This window comes from Microbacterium sp. MPR-TSA4, assembly GCF_058792815.1.
In genome coordinates this window covers 97,862-113,628 of sequence record NZ_JBXAFF010000002.1, presented here as the reverse complement: position 1 = coordinate 113,628, position 15,767 = coordinate 97,862, and the positions used below count along the sequence as shown (strand labels likewise).

The following is a 15,767-nucleotide window of genomic DNA, read 5'->3' as shown; positions in this document are numbered from 1 at the left end:
GACGCTCAGTCCTCCGCGGGCTGGGTGAGGGCCAGCAGCGACTCCCGTACCTGGCGTCGCAGGACCTTGCCGATCAGCGAGGTGGGAAGCTCGTCGACGACGAAGAGGCGACGCGGGACCTTGTAGGGCGTGAGGATGCCGCGCACGAACGTGCGGATCGCCTCCGTGTCGGCATCCGTCGCGGCGGGATCCAGGACGACCGCGGCGACGACCTCCTCGCCGGAGTGCGCGCTGGGCAGCCCCACGACGGCGGCATCGACCACCTGCGGATGCTGGCGGAGGGCGTTCTCGACCTCGGTCGGCGCGACGTTGAAGCCGCCCGTGATGATCAGCTCCTTGATCCGGTCGACGATGCGCACGAAGCCGTCCTCGTCGATCTGGACGATGTCGCCGGTGCGGAACCAGCCGTCCACGAACACGGCCTCCGTCGCCTCCGGCTTGCCGTAGTAGCCCTGGAAGACCTGGGGGCCGCGGACGAGCAGCTCTCCGCGCTCACCCGCGGGGACGTCCCGCGTCGGCTCGTCGGGATCGACCACGCGGCACTCGGTGCCCGGAAGCGGGAGTCCGACGGTGCCCGCCTTGCGGTTGGCCGCGACGGGGTTCGCCATCAGCACCGGCGAGCACTCCGACAGTCCGTAGCCTTCGACGAGGTAGCCGCCGGTCGCCTCCTCGAAGGGCACGACGAGGTCATGGGGAAGCGCCATCGCGCCCGAGATCGCGACCTCGGTGCCCGCCAGGGAGATGCCCTCCGCCCGCGCCGCCGTGAGCAGGCGGTCCGCGATGGGGGGAACCAGCGGGAGGAAGGTCGCCGGGTGCTTCTTGGTGACCGCCAGGACCATCGCCGGCTCGAAGCGGGGGAACAGCACGAGGCGGGCCCCCATCGACATCGCGAAGGTGAGGCAGAGCGTGAGGCCGTAGGCGTGGAACATCGGCAGCACGGCGTAGACGACGCATCCGTTGCCGCGCGTGATCTGCGGCACCCAGGCCTGGGCCTGGCGCGCGTTGGAGAGCAGGTTGCGGTGCGTGAGGACCGCGCCCTTGGGGGTGCCGGTCGTACCGCTCGTGTACTGGATGATCGCGACGTCGTCGGTGGCGGGCTTCGGGAAGGATGCCGGCAGGGGCGCCGAGCGCGTCAGCTGCTCCCACGGCGTGGCTCCCGTGGTGCGCACCGTGAGCGCGGCCCTCGACTGGCGAGCCTTGGCCACCGGAAGATGCAGGGCGAGGCGGAGCGAGACGGGCATGGCGGTCGTGATGTCGACGCTGATGAGGGTGGACACCGCGAGGTCGGCGGGGAACTCCTGCACGGTCTTGACGACCTTGCTCCAGACGATCGCCGTCGTGGCCCCGTGGTCTTCGAACTGCTTGCGCAGCTCACGCGGGGTGTACAGCGGGTTGTGCTCGACGGCGATGGCGCCCAGTCGCAGGATCGCGTAGAACGCGATGATGTGCTGCGGGCAGTTCGGCAGCACGATGGCGACGGTGTCACCCTTGCCGACGCCGCGTTCGCGCAGCCCCGCGGCGACGCGGTCGACGGCGTCGACGAGCTCGCGGTAGGAGGTGGTGCGTCCGAAGAACTGCAGCGCGGGTGCGTCGGGGTAGTCGCGCGCCGAGGCCTCGACGATGTCGAGCAGCGTGCCCGAGACCGGCTCGAGATCGTCGGGCACCCCCGCGGCGTAGCTCGCGATCCAGGGGCGGGGCGGGTCGAAGGAGGTCGCACTGCTCACGCCGGTCAGCCTAGCGGCCGTGAGAACCCGGTCGAAGGGGGTGAAGAGGGGCCGACTAGAATCGAAGGGTGTCTGAAATCACCCCTGAACTCGTTCGCCATCTCGGCGTTCTGGCCCGGATTCAGCTCGACGAGCATGAGGTGGAGCGCCTGACGGGCCAGCTCTCCGTCATCGTCGACAACATCGCCAAGGTCTCCGAAGTGGCCACCCCCGATGTGCCCGCGACCAGCCACCCGATCCCGCTCGAGAACGTGTTCCGCGCCGACGTGGTCGGAGAGATGCTCACGGTCGACCAGGTCTTGCAGAATGCGCCGGATGCCGCCGACGGGCGCTTCCGGGTGACGGCGATCCTGGGGGAGGAGCAGTGAGCGACCTGACGCGTCTGACCGCCGCGGATCTCGCGTCGCGGCTCGCCGCCGGCGAGGTGTCGAGCGTGGAGGCCACGCGCGCCCACCTCGACCGCATCGCCGCCGTCGACGGCGACGTGCACGCGTTCCTGCACGTGAGCGACCACGCGCTCGACGTCGCCGCCGACATCGACCGTCGCCGGGCGGCGGGGGAGACGCTCGGCGAGCTGGCCGGGGTGCCGTTGGCCATCAAGGACGTGCTCGTCACGACGGACATGCCCTCCACCAGCGGGTCCAAGATCCTCGAGGGCTTCCTGTCGCCGTACGACGCGACCGTGGTCGCCCGTTCGCGTGCCGCCGGGCTGGTTCCGCTCGGCAAGACGAACATGGACGAGTTCGCCATGGGCTCCTCCACCGAGCACTCGGCGTACGGCCCGACCCACAACCCGTGGGACCTCGAGCGCATCCCGGGCGGATCGGGCGGTGGCTCCGCCGCCGCCGTGGCGGCGTTCGAAGCGCCGATCGCGCTCGGGTCCGACACCGGCGGCTCGATCCGCCAGCCCGCGCACGTCACCGGAACGGTCGGGATGAAGCCGACGTACGGCGGCGTCAGCCGGTTCGGTGCGATCGCGCTCGCCTCGTCCCTCGACCAGGTGGGCCCCGTGTCGCGTACGGTGCTCGACTCCGCACTGCTGCACGACGTCATCGGCGGCCACGACCCGCATGACGCGACGTCGCTCACCGACAGCTGGCCGTCCTTCGCCGCCGCGGCGCGCGAGGGCGCGTCCGGCGCCGGGCTCCGGGGCCTCAAGATCGGTGTCATCCGCGAACTGCCCGACAGCGGCTTCCAGGCCGGTGTGTCGGCGTCGTTCCGCAGCGCGCTCGCCCTCCTCGAAGGGCAGGGTGCGGAGATCGTGGAGATCAGCGCGCCCCACTTCGAGTACGGCGTGGCGGCGTATTACCTCATCCTGCCGGCGGAGGCGTCGAGCAACCTCGCGAAGTTCGACTCCGTGCGCTTCGGCCTCCGCGTGGACGTGCCCGGCGGTACCGTCGAGGACGTCATGGCGGCGACCCGTGACGCCGGGTTCGGCGACGAGGTCAAGCGCCGCATCATCCTCGGCACCTACGCCCTCTCGGCGGGTTACTACGACGCCTACTACGGCAGTGCGCAGAAGGTCCGCACGCTGATCCAACGCGACTTCGACGCGGCGTTCGCGCAGGTCGACGTGATCGCGACGCCGTCGGCTCCGACGACCGCGTTCAAGCTCGGCGAGAAGATCGACGACCCGTTGCAGATGTACCTCAACGACGTCACCACGATCCCGGTCAACCTGGCCGGTGTCCCGGGCATCTCCATCCCGTCGGGTCTGGCGGAGGAGGACGGGCTGCCCGTCGGCATCCAGTTCATCGCGCCGGCACGCGAGGACGCCCGGCTGTACCGTGTGGGCGCTGCCGCCGAGGCGCTGCTCGTCGATTCGTGGGGCGGCCCGCTGCTGGACCGCGCGCCGCTGCTGGGAGGAAACCGCTGATGGCCAAGGCCGCACTCATGGACTTCGACGAGGCCCTGACGCTGTACGAGCCGGTGCTCGGCTTCGAGGTGCACGTCGAGCTGAACACCGAGACCAAGATGTTCTCTCCGGCGGGAAACCCCGCTCACGCGTCGAACCACGACGCCGCCCCGAACACGCTCGTCGCACCCGTCGACATGGGCCTGCCCGGATCGCTCCCGGTCGTCAACGAGACGGCCGTGCGGTTCTCGATCAGCCTGGGTCTCGCGCTCGGCTGCCAGATCGCGCCGTCGAGCCGCTTCGCGCGCAAGAACTACTTCTACCCCGACCTGGGCAAGAACTATCAGATCTCGCAGTACGACGAGCCGATCGCCTTCGAGGGGCAGGTCGAGGTCGAGCTCACCGACGGCACCGTCTTCGAGGTGCCCATCGAACGCGCCCACATGGAGGAGGATGCCGGCAAGCTCACGCACGTCGGAGGCTCCACGGGGCGCATCCAGGGAGCCGAGTACTCGCTCGTGGACTACAACCGTGCCGGCGTGCCGCTCGTGGAGATCGTCACCAAGCCGATCTTCGGCGCCGAGCACCGCGCACCGGAGCTCGCCGCCGCCTATGTGCGGGCGATCCGCGACATCGTGCTGTCGCTCGGCATCTCCGAAGCGCGCATGGAACGCGGCAACCTGCGCTGCGACGCGAACGTCTCCCTGCGCCCGCGCGGCCAGGAGAAGCTCGGCACCCGCACGGAGACGAAGAACGTCAACTCCATGCGCTCCGTCGAGCGCGCGGTCCGCTACGAGATCCAGCGCCAGGCCGCGATCCTGGCCGCGGGTGGCAGCATCACGCAGGAGACGCGTCACTGGCACGAGGACACCGGTACCACCTCCCCGGGGCGGCCGAAGTCGGATGCCGACGACTACCGCTACTTCCCGGAGCCCGACCTGCTGCCGGTGGCGCCGTCCACGGAGCTCATCGAGTCGCTGCGCGCCGACCTCCCGGAGCCGCCCGCCGCACGCCGCCGCCGGCTGAAGGCGGACTGGGGCTTCGCCGACATCGACTTCCAGGGGATCGTGAATGCGGGGCTCCTCACCGAGGTCGACGCGACCGTCGCCGCCGGTGCGTCTCCCGCCGCGGCGCGGAAGTGGTGGATGAGCGAGATCTCGCGCCTCGCGAACGCGTCGGGCGTCGAGCCGTCCTCGCTCGTCGAGCCGGCCTCGGTCGCCGCGCTGCAGCAGCTCGTGGACGCCGGGACCCTCACCGACAAGCTCGCCCGCCAGGTGCTCGAGGGCGTCATCGCCGGGGAGGGGACCCCGCAGGAGGTCGTCGACGCCCGCGGCCTCGCCGTCGTCTCCGACGACGGCGCGCTGATCGCCGCGATCGATGAGGCGCTCACGGCGCAGCCCGATGTGCTCGAGAAGATCCGCGACGGCAAGGTCCAGGCCGCCGGCGCCGTCATCGGCGCCGTCATGAAGGCGATGAAGGGTCAGGCGGACGCTGCCCGCGTCCGCGAGCTCGTACTCGAGCGCGCCGCGAAGTAGCCCGGCCATCCTCGTGTCGGTGACGCCGCCGTGTCGGCGGTGTCACCGACAATGGACTCATGGGACGTGGCGACGGATCGGGACGGATCGTCTCCGCCGACGGCGCGGATGACACCGGCACCCGCATCCTCCACGTCGACATGGATGCCTTCTACGCCTCCGTCGAGGTGCTCGACGATCCGTCGCTCGCGGGAAAGCCGCTGATCGTCGGCGGAATGGAGGGGCGAGGCGTGGTGTCCAGCGCCTCCTACGAGGCACGACGGTTCGGCGTGCGCTCGGCGATGGGGGTCGCCCAGGCATTGCGTCTGTGTCCGCAGGCGGTCGTCGTCCCGCCGCACTTCGAGAGGTACGCCGCCCTGTCGCGCCAGGTGATGTCGATCTTCCACGACATCACGCCGCTGGTCGAGCCGCTGTCCATCGACGAGGCGTTCCTCGACGTGTCGGGCGCCCGGCGGCTCTGGGGCTCGCCCGGCGAGATCGCACGGATGCTGAGGGCGCGGGTGCGCAGCGAGACCGGTCTCGTGTGCAGCGTGGGGGTCGCGGCCACCAAGCATGTCGCGAAGATCGCCTCCACGCGTTCCAAACCCGACGGCCTGCTGATCGTCAGCGAGCCGGACACGGCCGCCTTCCTCGCCGGACTCCCCGTGTCCGCGCTGTGGGGCGTCGGCCCGAAGGCCGCGGAAGCCCTGGAGAGCCGGGGCCTGCGCACGGTGTCCGACATCCTCGCGGCGCCGCGCGGCGTGCTCGATCGCGCCCTGGGCGCTGCCGGCGGCGAGCGGATCTGGCAGCTGGCTCACGGCATCGATCCCCGCGCCGTCGAGACCCAGCGTGTCGAGAAGAGCATCGGCCACGAGGAGACGTTCCTGCACGATGTGGCCGACTCCGCCGTCCTGCGCAGCGAACTGCGGCGCCTGTCCGACCGCGTCGCCTCCCGGCTTCGCGCCGGCGGATGGCGAGCGGGCACCGTCGCGCTGAAGCTGCGCTACGCCGATTTCACGACGCTCTCGCGCTCACAGACGCTCACGGAGCCGTCGGACGTCGGCCAGCGCATCGGCGACGTCGCGATCGCCCTCTTCGACGCGGTCGAGCTGGCGCAGCCCGTGCGGCTGATCGGCGTGCGCGCCGAGAAGCTCCGCGGCGGCGACGGCGGCGCGCTGCCCCTGTGGGACGACGACGCGGAGTGGCGCCGCGTCGACGCAGCGCTCGACGATGCGCGCCAGCGCTTCGGCGGGGGAGCCGTCACCCGTGCCAGCGTGCTCGGCCCGCGCCGCGACGTGAATGCGCTGCCGACGAATCCGCGACTGCCTCGCACCGACTGACGTTCCGGGCTACGGTGGAGCCATGCCCAATCTCGCACTCGAACTCGGCAAGCAGTCCGCAGCGCTCGGCGTGAACAGCGTCTACGGCGAACAGCAGGACGTCGACGGCATCCGGCTCATCCCGGTCGCTCTGTCGTGGTCGGGCTTCGGCGCCGGCGAGGACGAGAGCGGGAACAACGGCGGGGGAGGCGGAGGTTTCGCCGTTCCTCTCGGCGCCTACATCCGCAAGGGCGACGACCTCCGTTTCGAGCCGAACCTGGTGTCGTTGGTGGCCGTGGCGATCCCCTTCGTGTGGGTCGCGGGGCGGACGCTCAGCCGCATCATCCGTGCACTCAAGCGCTGAGCACGCGCACAGCGACGAGGTCGACGCCGCCCTCGACGACGCGGTGACTCTCGTCGAACGGGCCGTGGTCGCGCTGCCTCCGGGCGTCCTTCCCATCGTGCTGATCGACGGGCGCTCCGGCGCGGGGAAGTCGACGGTCGCCGCGCGCGTGCGCGCCCGCTGGGCGGGCCCGGTCACGATGATCGGGCTCGACGAGCTCTACCCGGGGTGGGACGGGCTGGCGGAGGGCGCCGAGATCGCGCGCACCCGCATCCTGGAACCCCTCGCCTCCGGGCGCGCCGCGCACTGGAACCGCTGGGACTGGGTGCGAGACGCCCCCGGAGACGGCGTCGTGACCCCGGCCTTCGTGCCGCTGATCCTGGAGGGGTCGGGCGTGCTGACCCCCGCCTCCGCACCTCTCGCGCCGGTCCGGCTCTGGCTGGAGTCGGCGGAACCGGGCCGCCGCGATCGCGCGCTCGCTCGCGACGGCGACACCTATCGGCCGCACTGGCAGCGGTGGGCCCGCCAGGAGGACGCCCATCTGAGCGCGCACCATCCGCGCGACCTGGCCACCATCCGCGTCGACGTGCCGTAGCGGCCGGCAGCGCCGTCAGTCCTCCAGCGCCTGCAGCAGACCTTCGAGACGGAAACCCAGCCAGTTGTAGACCCCGAAACGGGGGTCGTCGTCGTCCTGATCGTCATCCGCGACGATCCCCAGGCGCGTCGCCATGACCAGGCGCACCGCGGTGAGCGTGCGCAGCCAGGCGGTGACGGCGGCGGCATCCAGCTCGACGACGAACGAGGTCTCCGCCTCGACGCGATCGAGGTCGGCGGCGCGCAGGACGGTTCCCTCGCGCTGCAGCGAGGTCAGCACCGTCTGCGCGTCGTCGCGGCGGCGGTCGAGCAGGTCGTCCTGCGTGAAGCGACGGAACTCCGCGGCCGCCTGCGGGTCGTCGCGGTACGCATCCGGCACGAGCCGCGCGATCGCCGGATCGTCCGCGTCGTCGAGCGCATCGGCCAGGAGCTGGGCGAACTGCGCGATCAGGTCGGTGAGGTGGGCGGCCTCGAGCGCCGAGAGCTCCATCCGCACCGCCGTCGTCACGAGTCGGCCTGTCGGACGGTGGCCCACAGGCCGAAGTCGTGCATGGCCTGCACGTGGAGCTCCATCTGCTCGCGGGCGCCTTCCGCCACGACCGCGTGCCCCTCGTGGTGGACGAGGAGCATCAGCTGCTCCGCACGCTCCCGGGAGTAGCCGAAGTAGGTTCGAAAGACGTGGACGACGTAGCTCATCAAGTTCACCGGGTCGTTCCACACGACCGCCTGCCACGGCCCCGCGGTCTCCGAGCGGATGTCGAGGCGGAGGTCCTCCAGAGGGATCGTCACGCCCACCCCAGCTCGTGCAGGCGGGCGTCGTCGATGCCGTAGAAGTGCGCGATCTCGTGGACGAGGGTCGTGTGCACCTCGTCGCGCAACTCTTCGATGCTCTCGCAGGCGTGCAGATGGGGCTCCCGGTAGACGATGATGCGGTCCGGGAGCTCGCCGGAGCCGTAGCGGTCGCGCTCGGTCAGGGCGAGGCCGTCATAGAGCCCGAGAAGGTCCAGCGAGTCGTCCTCCGGGCGATCCTCCACGACGAAGACCACGTTGTCGAGACCGACCAGCATGTCATCCGGCAACAGGTCGATCTCGTCGGACACGAGCTCGACGAAGCCGTCGGCATCCAGATCGATCATGAGGGACTCCCGACAGGGAAGTGAGTGGGGTGGCTAACGGGGCTTGAACCCGCGACCCCCGCGACCACAACGCGGTGCTCTACCAACTGAGCTATAGCCACCATGTGCCTGCTTCCAGGCAACCAGACGATTCTATTACACACCTGGCGCGAATGACGACACGGCGGCCGCAGCAGCCTCTCTGGCCTGATCGCTCGTCGGTCCCGGCTCGGGCACGAAGACCGCCTGACGGTAGTAGGCGAGCTCGCGGATCGACTCCTGGATGTCGGCCAGCGCCCGATGCCCGCCGTCCTTCGCCGGCGCGTTGAAGTACGCGCGCGGGTACCAGCGCCGAGAGAGCTCCTTGATGCTGGACACGTCGACGCTGCGATAGTGCAGCCACCGGTCCACGCGCGGCATGTACTTGGCCAGGAACATCCGATCGGTGCCGATGGTGTTCCCCGCCAGCGGGGCCTTGCCCTCGGGGGCGAACCGCTGGATGTACTCCAGGGCCTCGAACTCGGCCTCCGCCAGGCTCACGCCGTGGGGGATCTCCGCCAGCAGACCGGACGTCTCGTGCATCCGCGTGACGAAGTCGTTCATGTTCTCGAGCGCGGAGGCGTCGGGCCGGATGACGATCTGGAAGCCGGGATCGAGCGCGTTCAGCTCGAAGTCGGTGACGATGATCGCGATCTCGACCAGCTCGTCGACCTCCAGATCGAGCCCGGTCATCTCGCAGTCGATCCAGACGAGGCGGTCGTTCTCCGCGGCATTCACCATGCGTTCATCCTACTGAGCGCCGCCGACGTCGCGCCGCGTCGCGCCCGGCGCAGAGGCGCGACGCGACGCTGCGAAGACGTCCCTCCAGGAGGATTCGAACCCCCGACCTGGCGGGTAGAAACCGCTCGCTCTATCCACTGAGCTATGGAGGGGTGGGACGACATCTCCACCGTACCGGGTGCGCCGCGCTTCGCGCGCGAGCCGTGCGAGAGACGGCCGCCGCCCTCTCGCGCGGACGCGCCCGGGGGCGTAGCGTCGGATCCGACGAGAGGAGTCAGCATGAGCACCACATCGTCCACGCTCTGGGTCGCGTACGGCGCCGAAGGCAACGTCGTCGGCACGGTCCGCAAGTCGCCGGAGGGCTACACCTCCACGATCGCGGGGGCCTCCGCCAGTATCGGCACGTACCCCACCATGGACATCGCCAAGAACGCGCTGCACGGCCATCTTCCCCACGGATCCGACTGGCCGCGGTTCCGCGAGCACTGACACCCGCGCGACGCCTCGCTCACCGCGACGGCTCGGCCACGATCGCTCCCGTCCGGCGTCCCGCGGCCGCCCTGCCGTGCGCGCTGCGCGCGTCGGGGTCCAGCAGCGGGAGCGCCACGTGGACGAGCGGTCCGATGCCCGCCGCGAACAGCAGCGTGCCCAGTCCCACCGTGCCTCCGAGGAGCCAGCCCGCCAGCAGCACGGAGGCCTCGACGAGGAGGCGACAGGCCCAGATCGGCCAGCCGAGGCGCGTGTGCATCCCCGTCATCAGCCCGTCGCGTGGACCGGCGCCGAAGTGGGCGCCGATGTAGATGCCGGATGCCACCGCGACCAGGACCATGCCGAGGACGAACACGGCCAGCTGCGCTCCGAAGCCCGAGACCGCGGGAACGGTGCTGACCGTCACCTGCATGCTCGTCCCGACGATCAGGATGTTCGCGACGGTCCCGATACCCGGCTTCTGTCGCAGGGGGATCCACAGCAGCAGGACCAGCAGTCCGACGATGTTCGTGATCCAGCCGATGCCGACCCCGGTCTGCACCGACAGTCCCTGGGCGAACACGGTCCACGGGTCCAGCCCGATGCCGGCGCGAACCATGACGCCGCACCCCGCGCCGTACAGGGCGAGGCCGACGAGGAGACGGATGACGCGAATCGACATGACGACATCCAATCGCAGTATTGGACCTCTCAGACCAGTCCAATCGCGATACGGTGGACGTCATGGACTCCAGGATCACGGCGCGCGCCCTCTCCTCCGCACTCGGCGGATGGCGGACGCGTGAGCCCGCGTACGAGGCACTCGCCGACGGTATCCGGCTCCTGTGCCTCGACAACCGCATCGCCGCGCACACGGCGTTGCCGGCGGAGCGCGATCTCGCGGCGACCCTGCGGGTGAGTCGAACGACGGTGGCCGCGGCGTACCGCAGCCTGCGCGACAGCGGCCACATCGAGAGCCTCCGCGGCTCCGGAAGCGTGACCCGCCCGCGCCCCCGACGCGACGTGGGTCGCGTCGCCGCGGACGAGGGGGCGATCGACCTGCAACAGGCCAGTCCGGCGGCATGGCCCGGGCTGGCCGGCGTCATCAGCGAGGCGGCGGCCGATGCGGCCAGCATCGTGTCGCGCGCCGGCTACGACGTGCGCGGCTCCCTCGCGCTGCGGGAGGCGATCGCGGGCCGATACCGCCGCCTCGGCATCCCGACGTCGGCGGAGCAGATCGTCGTCACGACGGGAGCGCAGTCGGCCATCCACCTCCTGGCGACCGTGCTGATCGGTCGCGGAGATCGCGCGCTGATCGAGACCCCCACCTATCCGCATGCCGCGGAAGCCCTTCGTTCGGCCGGAGCGCGGCTCAGCGCCGTGCCCGTGACGACGGCCGGCGGATGGGACCTGGACAGAGCCGCCCAGGTGTTCGCGCGCACGCGGCCCCGGCTGGCGTACCTGATGCCGCGCTTCCAGAACCCGACCGGTCGCTCGATGAGCGCGTCGGAAGAAGCCCTCTTCTCCCGGTCGGCACGCGATGCCGGCACCACCCTGATCGTCGACGAGACCACGGCGGAGCTCGTGATCGACGGCCCGGCGACGCCGCCCGCTTTCGCATCGGAGCGCGTCATCCGCGTCGGATCGGTGGGCAAGTCGGTCTGGGGCGGACTGCGCGTGGGGTGGATCCGAGCCGAGGAGGAGCTCGTGCAGCGCATCGTGGCGGCGCGTCCGCCGCGCGAGCTCGGAACGCCCGAGTTCGAGCAGGTGGTCACGACGCGACTGATCGCACGGATGCCCGAGATCCTCGCGCAGCGGGCCGAGCTCCTACGCGTGGGTCGTGACACCGTCGTCGAGGCGCTCGGCGCCGCACTGCCGACGTGGCACGTGCCTGTCGTCGACGGTGGCGTCGCGCTCTGGGTGGAGCTCGACGCGCCCCTCAGCACCGGTCTGGTGCTGGCTGCTCGTGCCCACGGGGTGTATCTGTCCGCCGGATCGCGCTTCGGCGTGGACGGCCCGCACGATCGGCATCTGCGCATTCCCTTCACCGCCCCTCCCGAAGAGCTCCGGCGCGCCGTCGACGTGCTCGCGCGGGCGTGGCCGACGGTGCGGGCTGCTGCTCCGGTACACGGCGGCGAGTTGGTCGACGCCGTCGTCTGAGTCTCATCGGAGGGGGATCAGGGCCTCAGCGGAGGTAGATCAGGCAGTCGACGGCCTCCCGCGCCGTCCAGAAGGCGCCGAGCGGACGCAGTCGCGCACGCGCCAGGTCGAACCGCTCGGCGTGATAGCGCACGCCGTCGGCGCACTCCTCCCATCGCACATGGCCGATGACGCGTCCGGAGCGATCGAGCACGCGCCAGCGATGCGGGGAGACCGGGTGGAACGAGCAGCCGCGAACGGCCGCGGGGACGGGAGCGAGCGTACGTGTCATCGGAACTCCTGACTCTGTCGTGATCGAACATAGCTTCGACGTCCGACATCGAACGACGCGCGTCGTCCGAGCCTCCTGCACAGGTCGCGGCCCTGCGGAACTCTCCACGGATGGCGCGCGAGACGCCGATCGCGTCGGTGTGCGGAGGGACGCTGTTCGTGCTGCGGCGCCCGGCGGGCACCCGGGTGCCGCAGCGGCCCCGGAGAGTCCGGGGCGATGAGAGGAGTGGGAACCATGAGCGATCGCATCACCGTCGTCGGAAACGTGGCCTCGACCCCGGAACGGCGGGAGCTGCCCGGGGGGATCCCCGCCATCAGCTTCCGCCTCGCGAGCAGCGAGCGACGACACGAGAACGGGCAGTGGGTCGATGCGCACACGAACTGGTACTGGGTCTCGGCCTACCGGCGGCTCGCCGAGCACGCCCTCGCCTCGCTCGAGAAGGGGCAACGCGTCATCGTGACGGGGCGGTTCCGCATCAAGCAGTGGGAGTCGGGAGGAAAGAGCGGCTCGTCGGCCGAGATCGACGCCGACGGGCTCGGCCACGACCTGCTGTTCGGCACGACGACCTTCCACAAGCCGTCCGCGTCGCCCGCGCAGCTACCTGCACCCGCCGCCGACGCGACCGGGTGGTCGGTTCCCGGCGGTGTCGCGCACGACCCGCAGGCGATCGGCGCGGAGCAGCCGGTCGCGGCCGCCGACGCGTCGGGGGAGTCTGCGCAACTCGTCGGTGCGGGCGCGTGGTCGCCGGCGCGCGACGACGAGACACCGTTCTGATCACGACCCGCATCCGCCGGGTGTGACGAGGGCGCGGTCGTGCCGGGGCCGGTGTGGAGTGGGCGTCCAGTGACGCCGCCTAGACTCGAGGCGTGAGAAGAGACGTCCATCGCGCGGCCCCCGGCCTGCTCGCCGTCGGCCTCGCGGTGACGCTGGCTCTCGCCGGATGCGCGCCGTCGCCGACTCCCGCGCCGTCCCCGTCCGTCACCGCGACACCGTCGGCCACGGCCACGCCCACGCCGACGGGACCGGTGCTCGAGCCGGGCGGCACGGCGACGCAGAACCTGCCCTTCTTCAGCTCGATCGTCGACGCCGTCGCCGCCGGCCCCACCGCCCTGCAGGGCCGGGCCTACATCGATGCCCTCGTCGCGGCCGGCTTCGACAAGTCGGCGATGGAGGTCACGCAGGATCTGACGACGGTCGGCAACCAGGCCGACTCCATCCAGTTCTCGGTGCGATGGCAGGGGGAGTGCCTCGTGGGACAGGTCGGCCCCTCCGTCTCCGGCCCGCAGACCCGGGTGCTTCCGGAGGTGCCCGGCGGCACCTGCCTCGTGGGACAGACGCGTCCGATCGACTGGTGACCCGGCCGCCGGCCACGCCCCACGCCGCCGTCAGCCCCTCGGCTGTCGCCGTCCCCGCGCGAGCGGGCCGAGCGCACGACCCCGTCCGCGTAGACTTGGGCCGTTATGGCCGAATACATCTACTCCATGGTCCGTGCCCGCAAAGCGGTGGGCGAGAAGCTGATCCTCGATGACGTCACGATGGCGTTCCTCCCCGGCGCCAAGATCGGCATGGTCGGCCCCAACGGCGCCGGTAAGTCGACGATCCTGAAGATCATGGCGGGCCTCGACGCGCCGTCCAACGGCGAGGCCAAGCTCACCCCCGGCTTCAGCGTCGGCATCCTCATGCAGGAGCCCGAGCTCGACGACACCAAGACCGTGCTCGAGAACATCCAGGACGGCGTGGCGATCAAGGCGAAGCTCGACCGCTTCAACGAGATCTCCGCTCTCATGGCCGATCCCGACGCGGACTTCGATTCGCTGCTGGCCGAGATGGGCGTGCTCCAGGAGGAGATCGACGCCGCGGACGGCTGGGACCTCGACTCGCAGCTCGAGCAGGCGATGGATGCCCTCCGCACCCCGCCCGCCGACGAGCCGGTCACCAAGCTCTCCGGTGGTGAGCGGCGCCGCGTCGCCCTCGCCAAGCTCCTGCTGCAGAAGCCCGACCTGCTCCTGCTGGACGAGCCCACCAACCACCTCGACGCGGAGAGCGTGCTGTGGCTCGAGCAGCACCTCCAGTCGTACAAGGGTGCCGTCATCGCCATCACCCACGACCGGTACTTCCTCGACAACGTCGCGGAGTGGATCGCCGAGGTCGACCGCGGCCGGCTCATCGGCTACGAGGGCAACTACTCCACCTACCTGGAGAAGAAGGCCGAGCGCCTCGACATCCAGGGCAAGAAGGACGCCAAGCTCGCCAAGCGTCTGAAGGACGAGCTCGACTGGGTCCGTTCGTCGGCCAAGGGCCGTCAGACGAAGTCGAAGGCTCGTCTGGCCCGCTACGAAGAGATGGCGGCCGAGGCGGAGCGCACCCGCAAGCTCGACTTCGAGGAGATCCAGATCCCCGCCGGCCCGCGCCTCGGCACCGTCGTGATCGAGGCGAAGAAGCTGCAGAAGGGGTTCGGCGACCGCTCGCTCATCGACGGTCTCAGCTTCAGCCTGCCGCCCAACGGCATCGTGGGTGTCATCGGACCCAACGGCGTCGGAAAGACGACGCTGTTCAAGACGATCGTCGGCCTCGAGCCACTCGACGGCGGCGACCTGAAGATCGGTGAGACGGTCAAGATCAGCTACGTCGACCAGAGCCGCGCCAACATCGACCCGAACAAGACGCTGTGGGAGGTCGTGTCCGACGGGCTCGACATCATCACCGTCGGCAAGACGGAGATCCCTTCGCGGGCCTACGTCTCCAAGTTCGGCTTCAAGGGACCCGACCAGCAGAAGAAGGCGGGTGTGCTCTCGGGCGGTGAGCGCAACCGGCTGAACCTCGCTCTCACGCTGAAGGAGGGCGGCAACCTGCTCCTCCTCGACGAGCCCACGAACGACCTCGACGTCGAGACGCTGAGCTCGCTGGAGAACGCCCTGCTCGAGTTCCCCGGCTGCGCGGTGGTCATCACGCACGACCGGTGGTTCCTCGATCGCATCGCGACACACATCCTCGCCTACGAGGGCACCGACGAGCAGCCGGACAAGTGGTACTGGTTCGAGGGCAACTTCGAGGCGTACGAGGCGAACAAGATCGAGCGCCTCGGCCCGGACGCCGCGAACCCGCACCGCTCCACGCACCGCAAGCTCACCCGTGACTGAGCGCCTCCACGTTCCCATCCATCTGAGATGGGGTGACCTCGACGCGTTCAACCACGTGAACAACGCGACGATGTTGAAGCTGCTCGAAGAGGCGCGCGTGCGGGTGTTCTGGACACCGGTGTTCGGTGACTCGGCGCCCGACACCGCCGTCATCGACGCGGGCGTGGATGCCGGGGTGCTGACGCTCATCGCGCGTCAGGAGATCGAGTACCTCGCGCCGGTCCCGTACCGCCGCGAGCCCGTCGACATCCAGATGTGGTTCGGCAAGCTCGGCGGCTCGAGCATCGAGGTCTGCTACGAGGTGTACAGCCCGCGCAGCGACGGCGACCAGACGCTGTACGCGCGCGCCTCCTCGTCGGTCGTCCTCGTCGACGCACAGACCTTCCGCCCCGTGCGGCTGACCGACACGATGCGCGACGCCTGGAGCCCCTACGTGGGGGAGCCGGTCGCGTTCCGGCGGCACTGACCGCGACGACTGCGGCGC

General features: G+C 70.5%; 19 protein-coding genes and 2 tRNA genes. 12 read left to right on the top strand and 9 right to left on the bottom strand.

The genetic code is table 11. The features are described 5' to 3' along the window. Window positions 1–5 precede the first annotated feature (5 nt). Window positions 6–1,724, bottom strand: coding sequence for a long-chain-fatty-acid--CoA ligase (locus tag AC1Q49_RS01830; RefSeq protein ID WP_492490773.1), 1,719 nt, complete (start codon window positions 1,722–1,724; stop codon window positions 6–8). Between the two features lie 68 nt (window positions 1,725–1,792). On the opposite strand from AC1Q49_RS01830, the gene gatC reads away from it, so the two are divergent. Genes gatC through AC1Q49_RS01800 form a run of 6 tightly spaced genes read left to right on the top strand, consistent with a single transcriptional unit; the run spans window position 1,793 to window position 7,350 of the window. After that, on the top strand, window positions 1,793–2,092 hold the full coding sequence (gene gatC / locus AC1Q49_RS01825) for an Asp-tRNA(Asn)/Glu-tRNA(Gln) amidotransferase subunit GatC (RefSeq protein WP_060958507.1): 300 nt from the start codon (window positions 1,793–1,795) through the stop codon (window positions 2,090–2,092). Further along, window positions 2,089–3,600 (top strand): Asp-tRNA(Asn)/Glu-tRNA(Gln) amidotransferase subunit GatA, encoded by a 1,512-nt coding sequence (gatA, locus tag AC1Q49_RS01820; RefSeq protein WP_060958508.1) that lies wholly within the window; start codon window positions 2,089–2,091, stop codon window positions 3,598–3,600. Before gatC ends, gatA begins: the two co-directional genes overlap by 4 nt. Next, window positions 3,600–5,114, top strand: coding sequence for an Asp-tRNA(Asn)/Glu-tRNA(Gln) amidotransferase subunit GatB (gene gatB / locus AC1Q49_RS01815; protein WP_061781792.1), 1,515 nt, complete (start codon window positions 3,600–3,602; stop codon window positions 5,112–5,114). Before gatA ends, gatB begins: the two co-directional genes overlap by 1 nt. Window positions 5,115–5,173: 59 nt before the next feature. Beyond that, complete coding sequence (locus tag AC1Q49_RS01810) at window positions 5,174–6,433, top strand: DNA polymerase IV (protein WP_492490772.1); 1,260 nt, start codon at window positions 5,174–5,176, stop codon at window positions 6,431–6,433. 22 nt (window positions 6,434–6,455) lie between these two features. Then, window positions 6,456–6,776, top strand: coding sequence for a hypothetical protein (locus tag AC1Q49_RS01805; RefSeq protein ID WP_060958511.1), 321 nt, complete (start codon window positions 6,456–6,458; stop codon window positions 6,774–6,776). After that, a complete protein-coding gene (locus AC1Q49_RS01800; RefSeq protein ID WP_060958512.1) occupies window positions 6,760–7,350 on the top strand; it encodes a nucleoside/nucleotide kinase family protein in 591 nt (196 codons plus the stop codon). The genes AC1Q49_RS01805 and AC1Q49_RS01800 overlap by 17 nt, the downstream gene beginning before the upstream one ends. 15 nt (window positions 7,351–7,365) lie before the next feature. Here the strand turns inward: AC1Q49_RS01800 and AC1Q49_RS01795 are convergent, their stop codons facing one another. The 6 genes from AC1Q49_RS01795 to AC1Q49_RS01770 form a co-directional block, all read right to left on the bottom strand. Beyond that, window positions 7,366–7,857 (bottom strand): DUF2017 family protein, encoded by a 492-nt coding sequence (locus tag AC1Q49_RS01795; protein ID WP_492490771.1) that lies wholly within the window; start codon window positions 7,855–7,857, stop codon window positions 7,366–7,368. Beyond that, the gene (clpS, locus tag AC1Q49_RS01790) at window positions 7,854–8,138 is read right to left on the bottom strand and encodes an ATP-dependent Clp protease adapter ClpS (protein WP_060958584.1); all 285 of its coding nucleotides are present in this window, start codon (window positions 8,136–8,138) and stop codon (window positions 7,854–7,856) included. The genes AC1Q49_RS01795 and clpS overlap by 4 nt, the downstream gene beginning before the upstream one ends. Continuing rightward, window positions 8,135–8,485, bottom strand: coding sequence for a metallopeptidase family protein (locus AC1Q49_RS01785; RefSeq protein ID WP_492490770.1), 351 nt, complete (start codon window positions 8,483–8,485; stop codon window positions 8,135–8,137). The genes clpS and AC1Q49_RS01785 overlap by 4 nt, the downstream gene beginning before the upstream one ends. A gap of 25 nt (window positions 8,486–8,510) precedes the next feature. Continuing rightward, window positions 8,511–8,586, bottom strand: a tRNA-His gene (locus AC1Q49_RS01780). Window positions 8,587–8,620: 34 nt separating this feature from the next. Further along, window positions 8,621–9,244: an oligoribonuclease gene (gene orn / locus AC1Q49_RS01775; protein ID WP_060958514.1), complete on the bottom strand. Its 624-nt coding sequence runs from the start codon at window positions 9,242–9,244 to the stop codon at window positions 8,621–8,623. A 79-nt stretch (window positions 9,245–9,323) separates the two neighbouring features. Next, a tRNA-Arg gene (locus tag AC1Q49_RS01770) sits at window positions 9,324–9,396 on the bottom strand. Between the two features lie 127 nt (window positions 9,397–9,523). On the opposite strand from AC1Q49_RS01770, the gene AC1Q49_RS01765 reads away from it, so the two are divergent. After that, on the top strand, window positions 9,524–9,733 hold the full coding sequence (locus tag AC1Q49_RS01765) for a hypothetical protein (protein ID WP_060958515.1): 210 nt from the start codon (window positions 9,524–9,526) through the stop codon (window positions 9,731–9,733). A 19-nt stretch (window positions 9,734–9,752) separates the two neighbouring features. Here the strand turns inward: AC1Q49_RS01765 and yczE are convergent, their stop codons facing one another. Continuing rightward, the gene (gene yczE / locus AC1Q49_RS01760; RefSeq protein ID WP_223848921.1) at window positions 9,753–10,394 is read right to left on the bottom strand and encodes a membrane protein YczE; all 642 of its coding nucleotides are present in this window, start codon (window positions 10,392–10,394) and stop codon (window positions 9,753–9,755) included. 62 nt (window positions 10,395–10,456) lie between these two features. On the opposite strand from yczE, the gene yczR reads away from it, so the two are divergent. Next, on the top strand, window positions 10,457–11,872 hold the full coding sequence (gene yczR, locus AC1Q49_RS01755; RefSeq protein WP_492490769.1) for a MocR-like transcription factor YczR: 1,416 nt from the start codon (window positions 10,457–10,459) through the stop codon (window positions 11,870–11,872). A gap of 25 nt (window positions 11,873–11,897) precedes the next feature. On the opposite strand, the gene AC1Q49_RS01750 is transcribed toward yczR, so the two are convergent. After that, on the bottom strand, window positions 11,898–12,143 hold the full coding sequence (locus AC1Q49_RS01750; RefSeq protein ID WP_492490768.1) for a DNA mismatch repair protein: 246 nt from the start codon (window positions 12,141–12,143) through the stop codon (window positions 11,898–11,900). Window positions 12,144–12,377: 234 nt separating this feature from the next. On the opposite strand from AC1Q49_RS01750, the gene AC1Q49_RS01745 reads away from it, so the two are divergent. The 4 genes from AC1Q49_RS01745 (at window position 12,378) to AC1Q49_RS01730 (ending at window position 15,749) form a co-directional block, all read left to right on the top strand. After that, window positions 12,378–12,917, top strand: a complete 540-nt coding sequence (locus AC1Q49_RS01745) for a single-stranded DNA-binding protein (RefSeq protein WP_492490767.1) — start codon at window positions 12,378–12,380, stop codon at window positions 12,915–12,917. 92 nt (window positions 12,918–13,009) lie between these two features. Next, window positions 13,010–13,498, top strand: a complete 489-nt coding sequence (locus AC1Q49_RS01740; protein WP_191008525.1) for a DUF6993 domain-containing protein — start codon at window positions 13,010–13,012, stop codon at window positions 13,496–13,498. 105 nt (window positions 13,499–13,603) lie between these two features. After that, window positions 13,604–15,283 (top strand): energy-dependent translational throttle protein EttA, encoded by a 1,680-nt coding sequence (gene ettA, locus AC1Q49_RS01735; protein WP_060958520.1) that lies wholly within the window; start codon window positions 13,604–13,606, stop codon window positions 15,281–15,283. After that, the gene (locus AC1Q49_RS01730) at window positions 15,276–15,749 is read left to right on the top strand and encodes an acyl-CoA thioesterase (protein WP_492490766.1); all 474 of its coding nucleotides are present in this window, start codon (window positions 15,276–15,278) and stop codon (window positions 15,747–15,749) included. The genes ettA and AC1Q49_RS01730 overlap by 8 nt, the downstream gene beginning before the upstream one ends. Window positions 15,750–15,767: the final 18 nt, after the last annotated feature.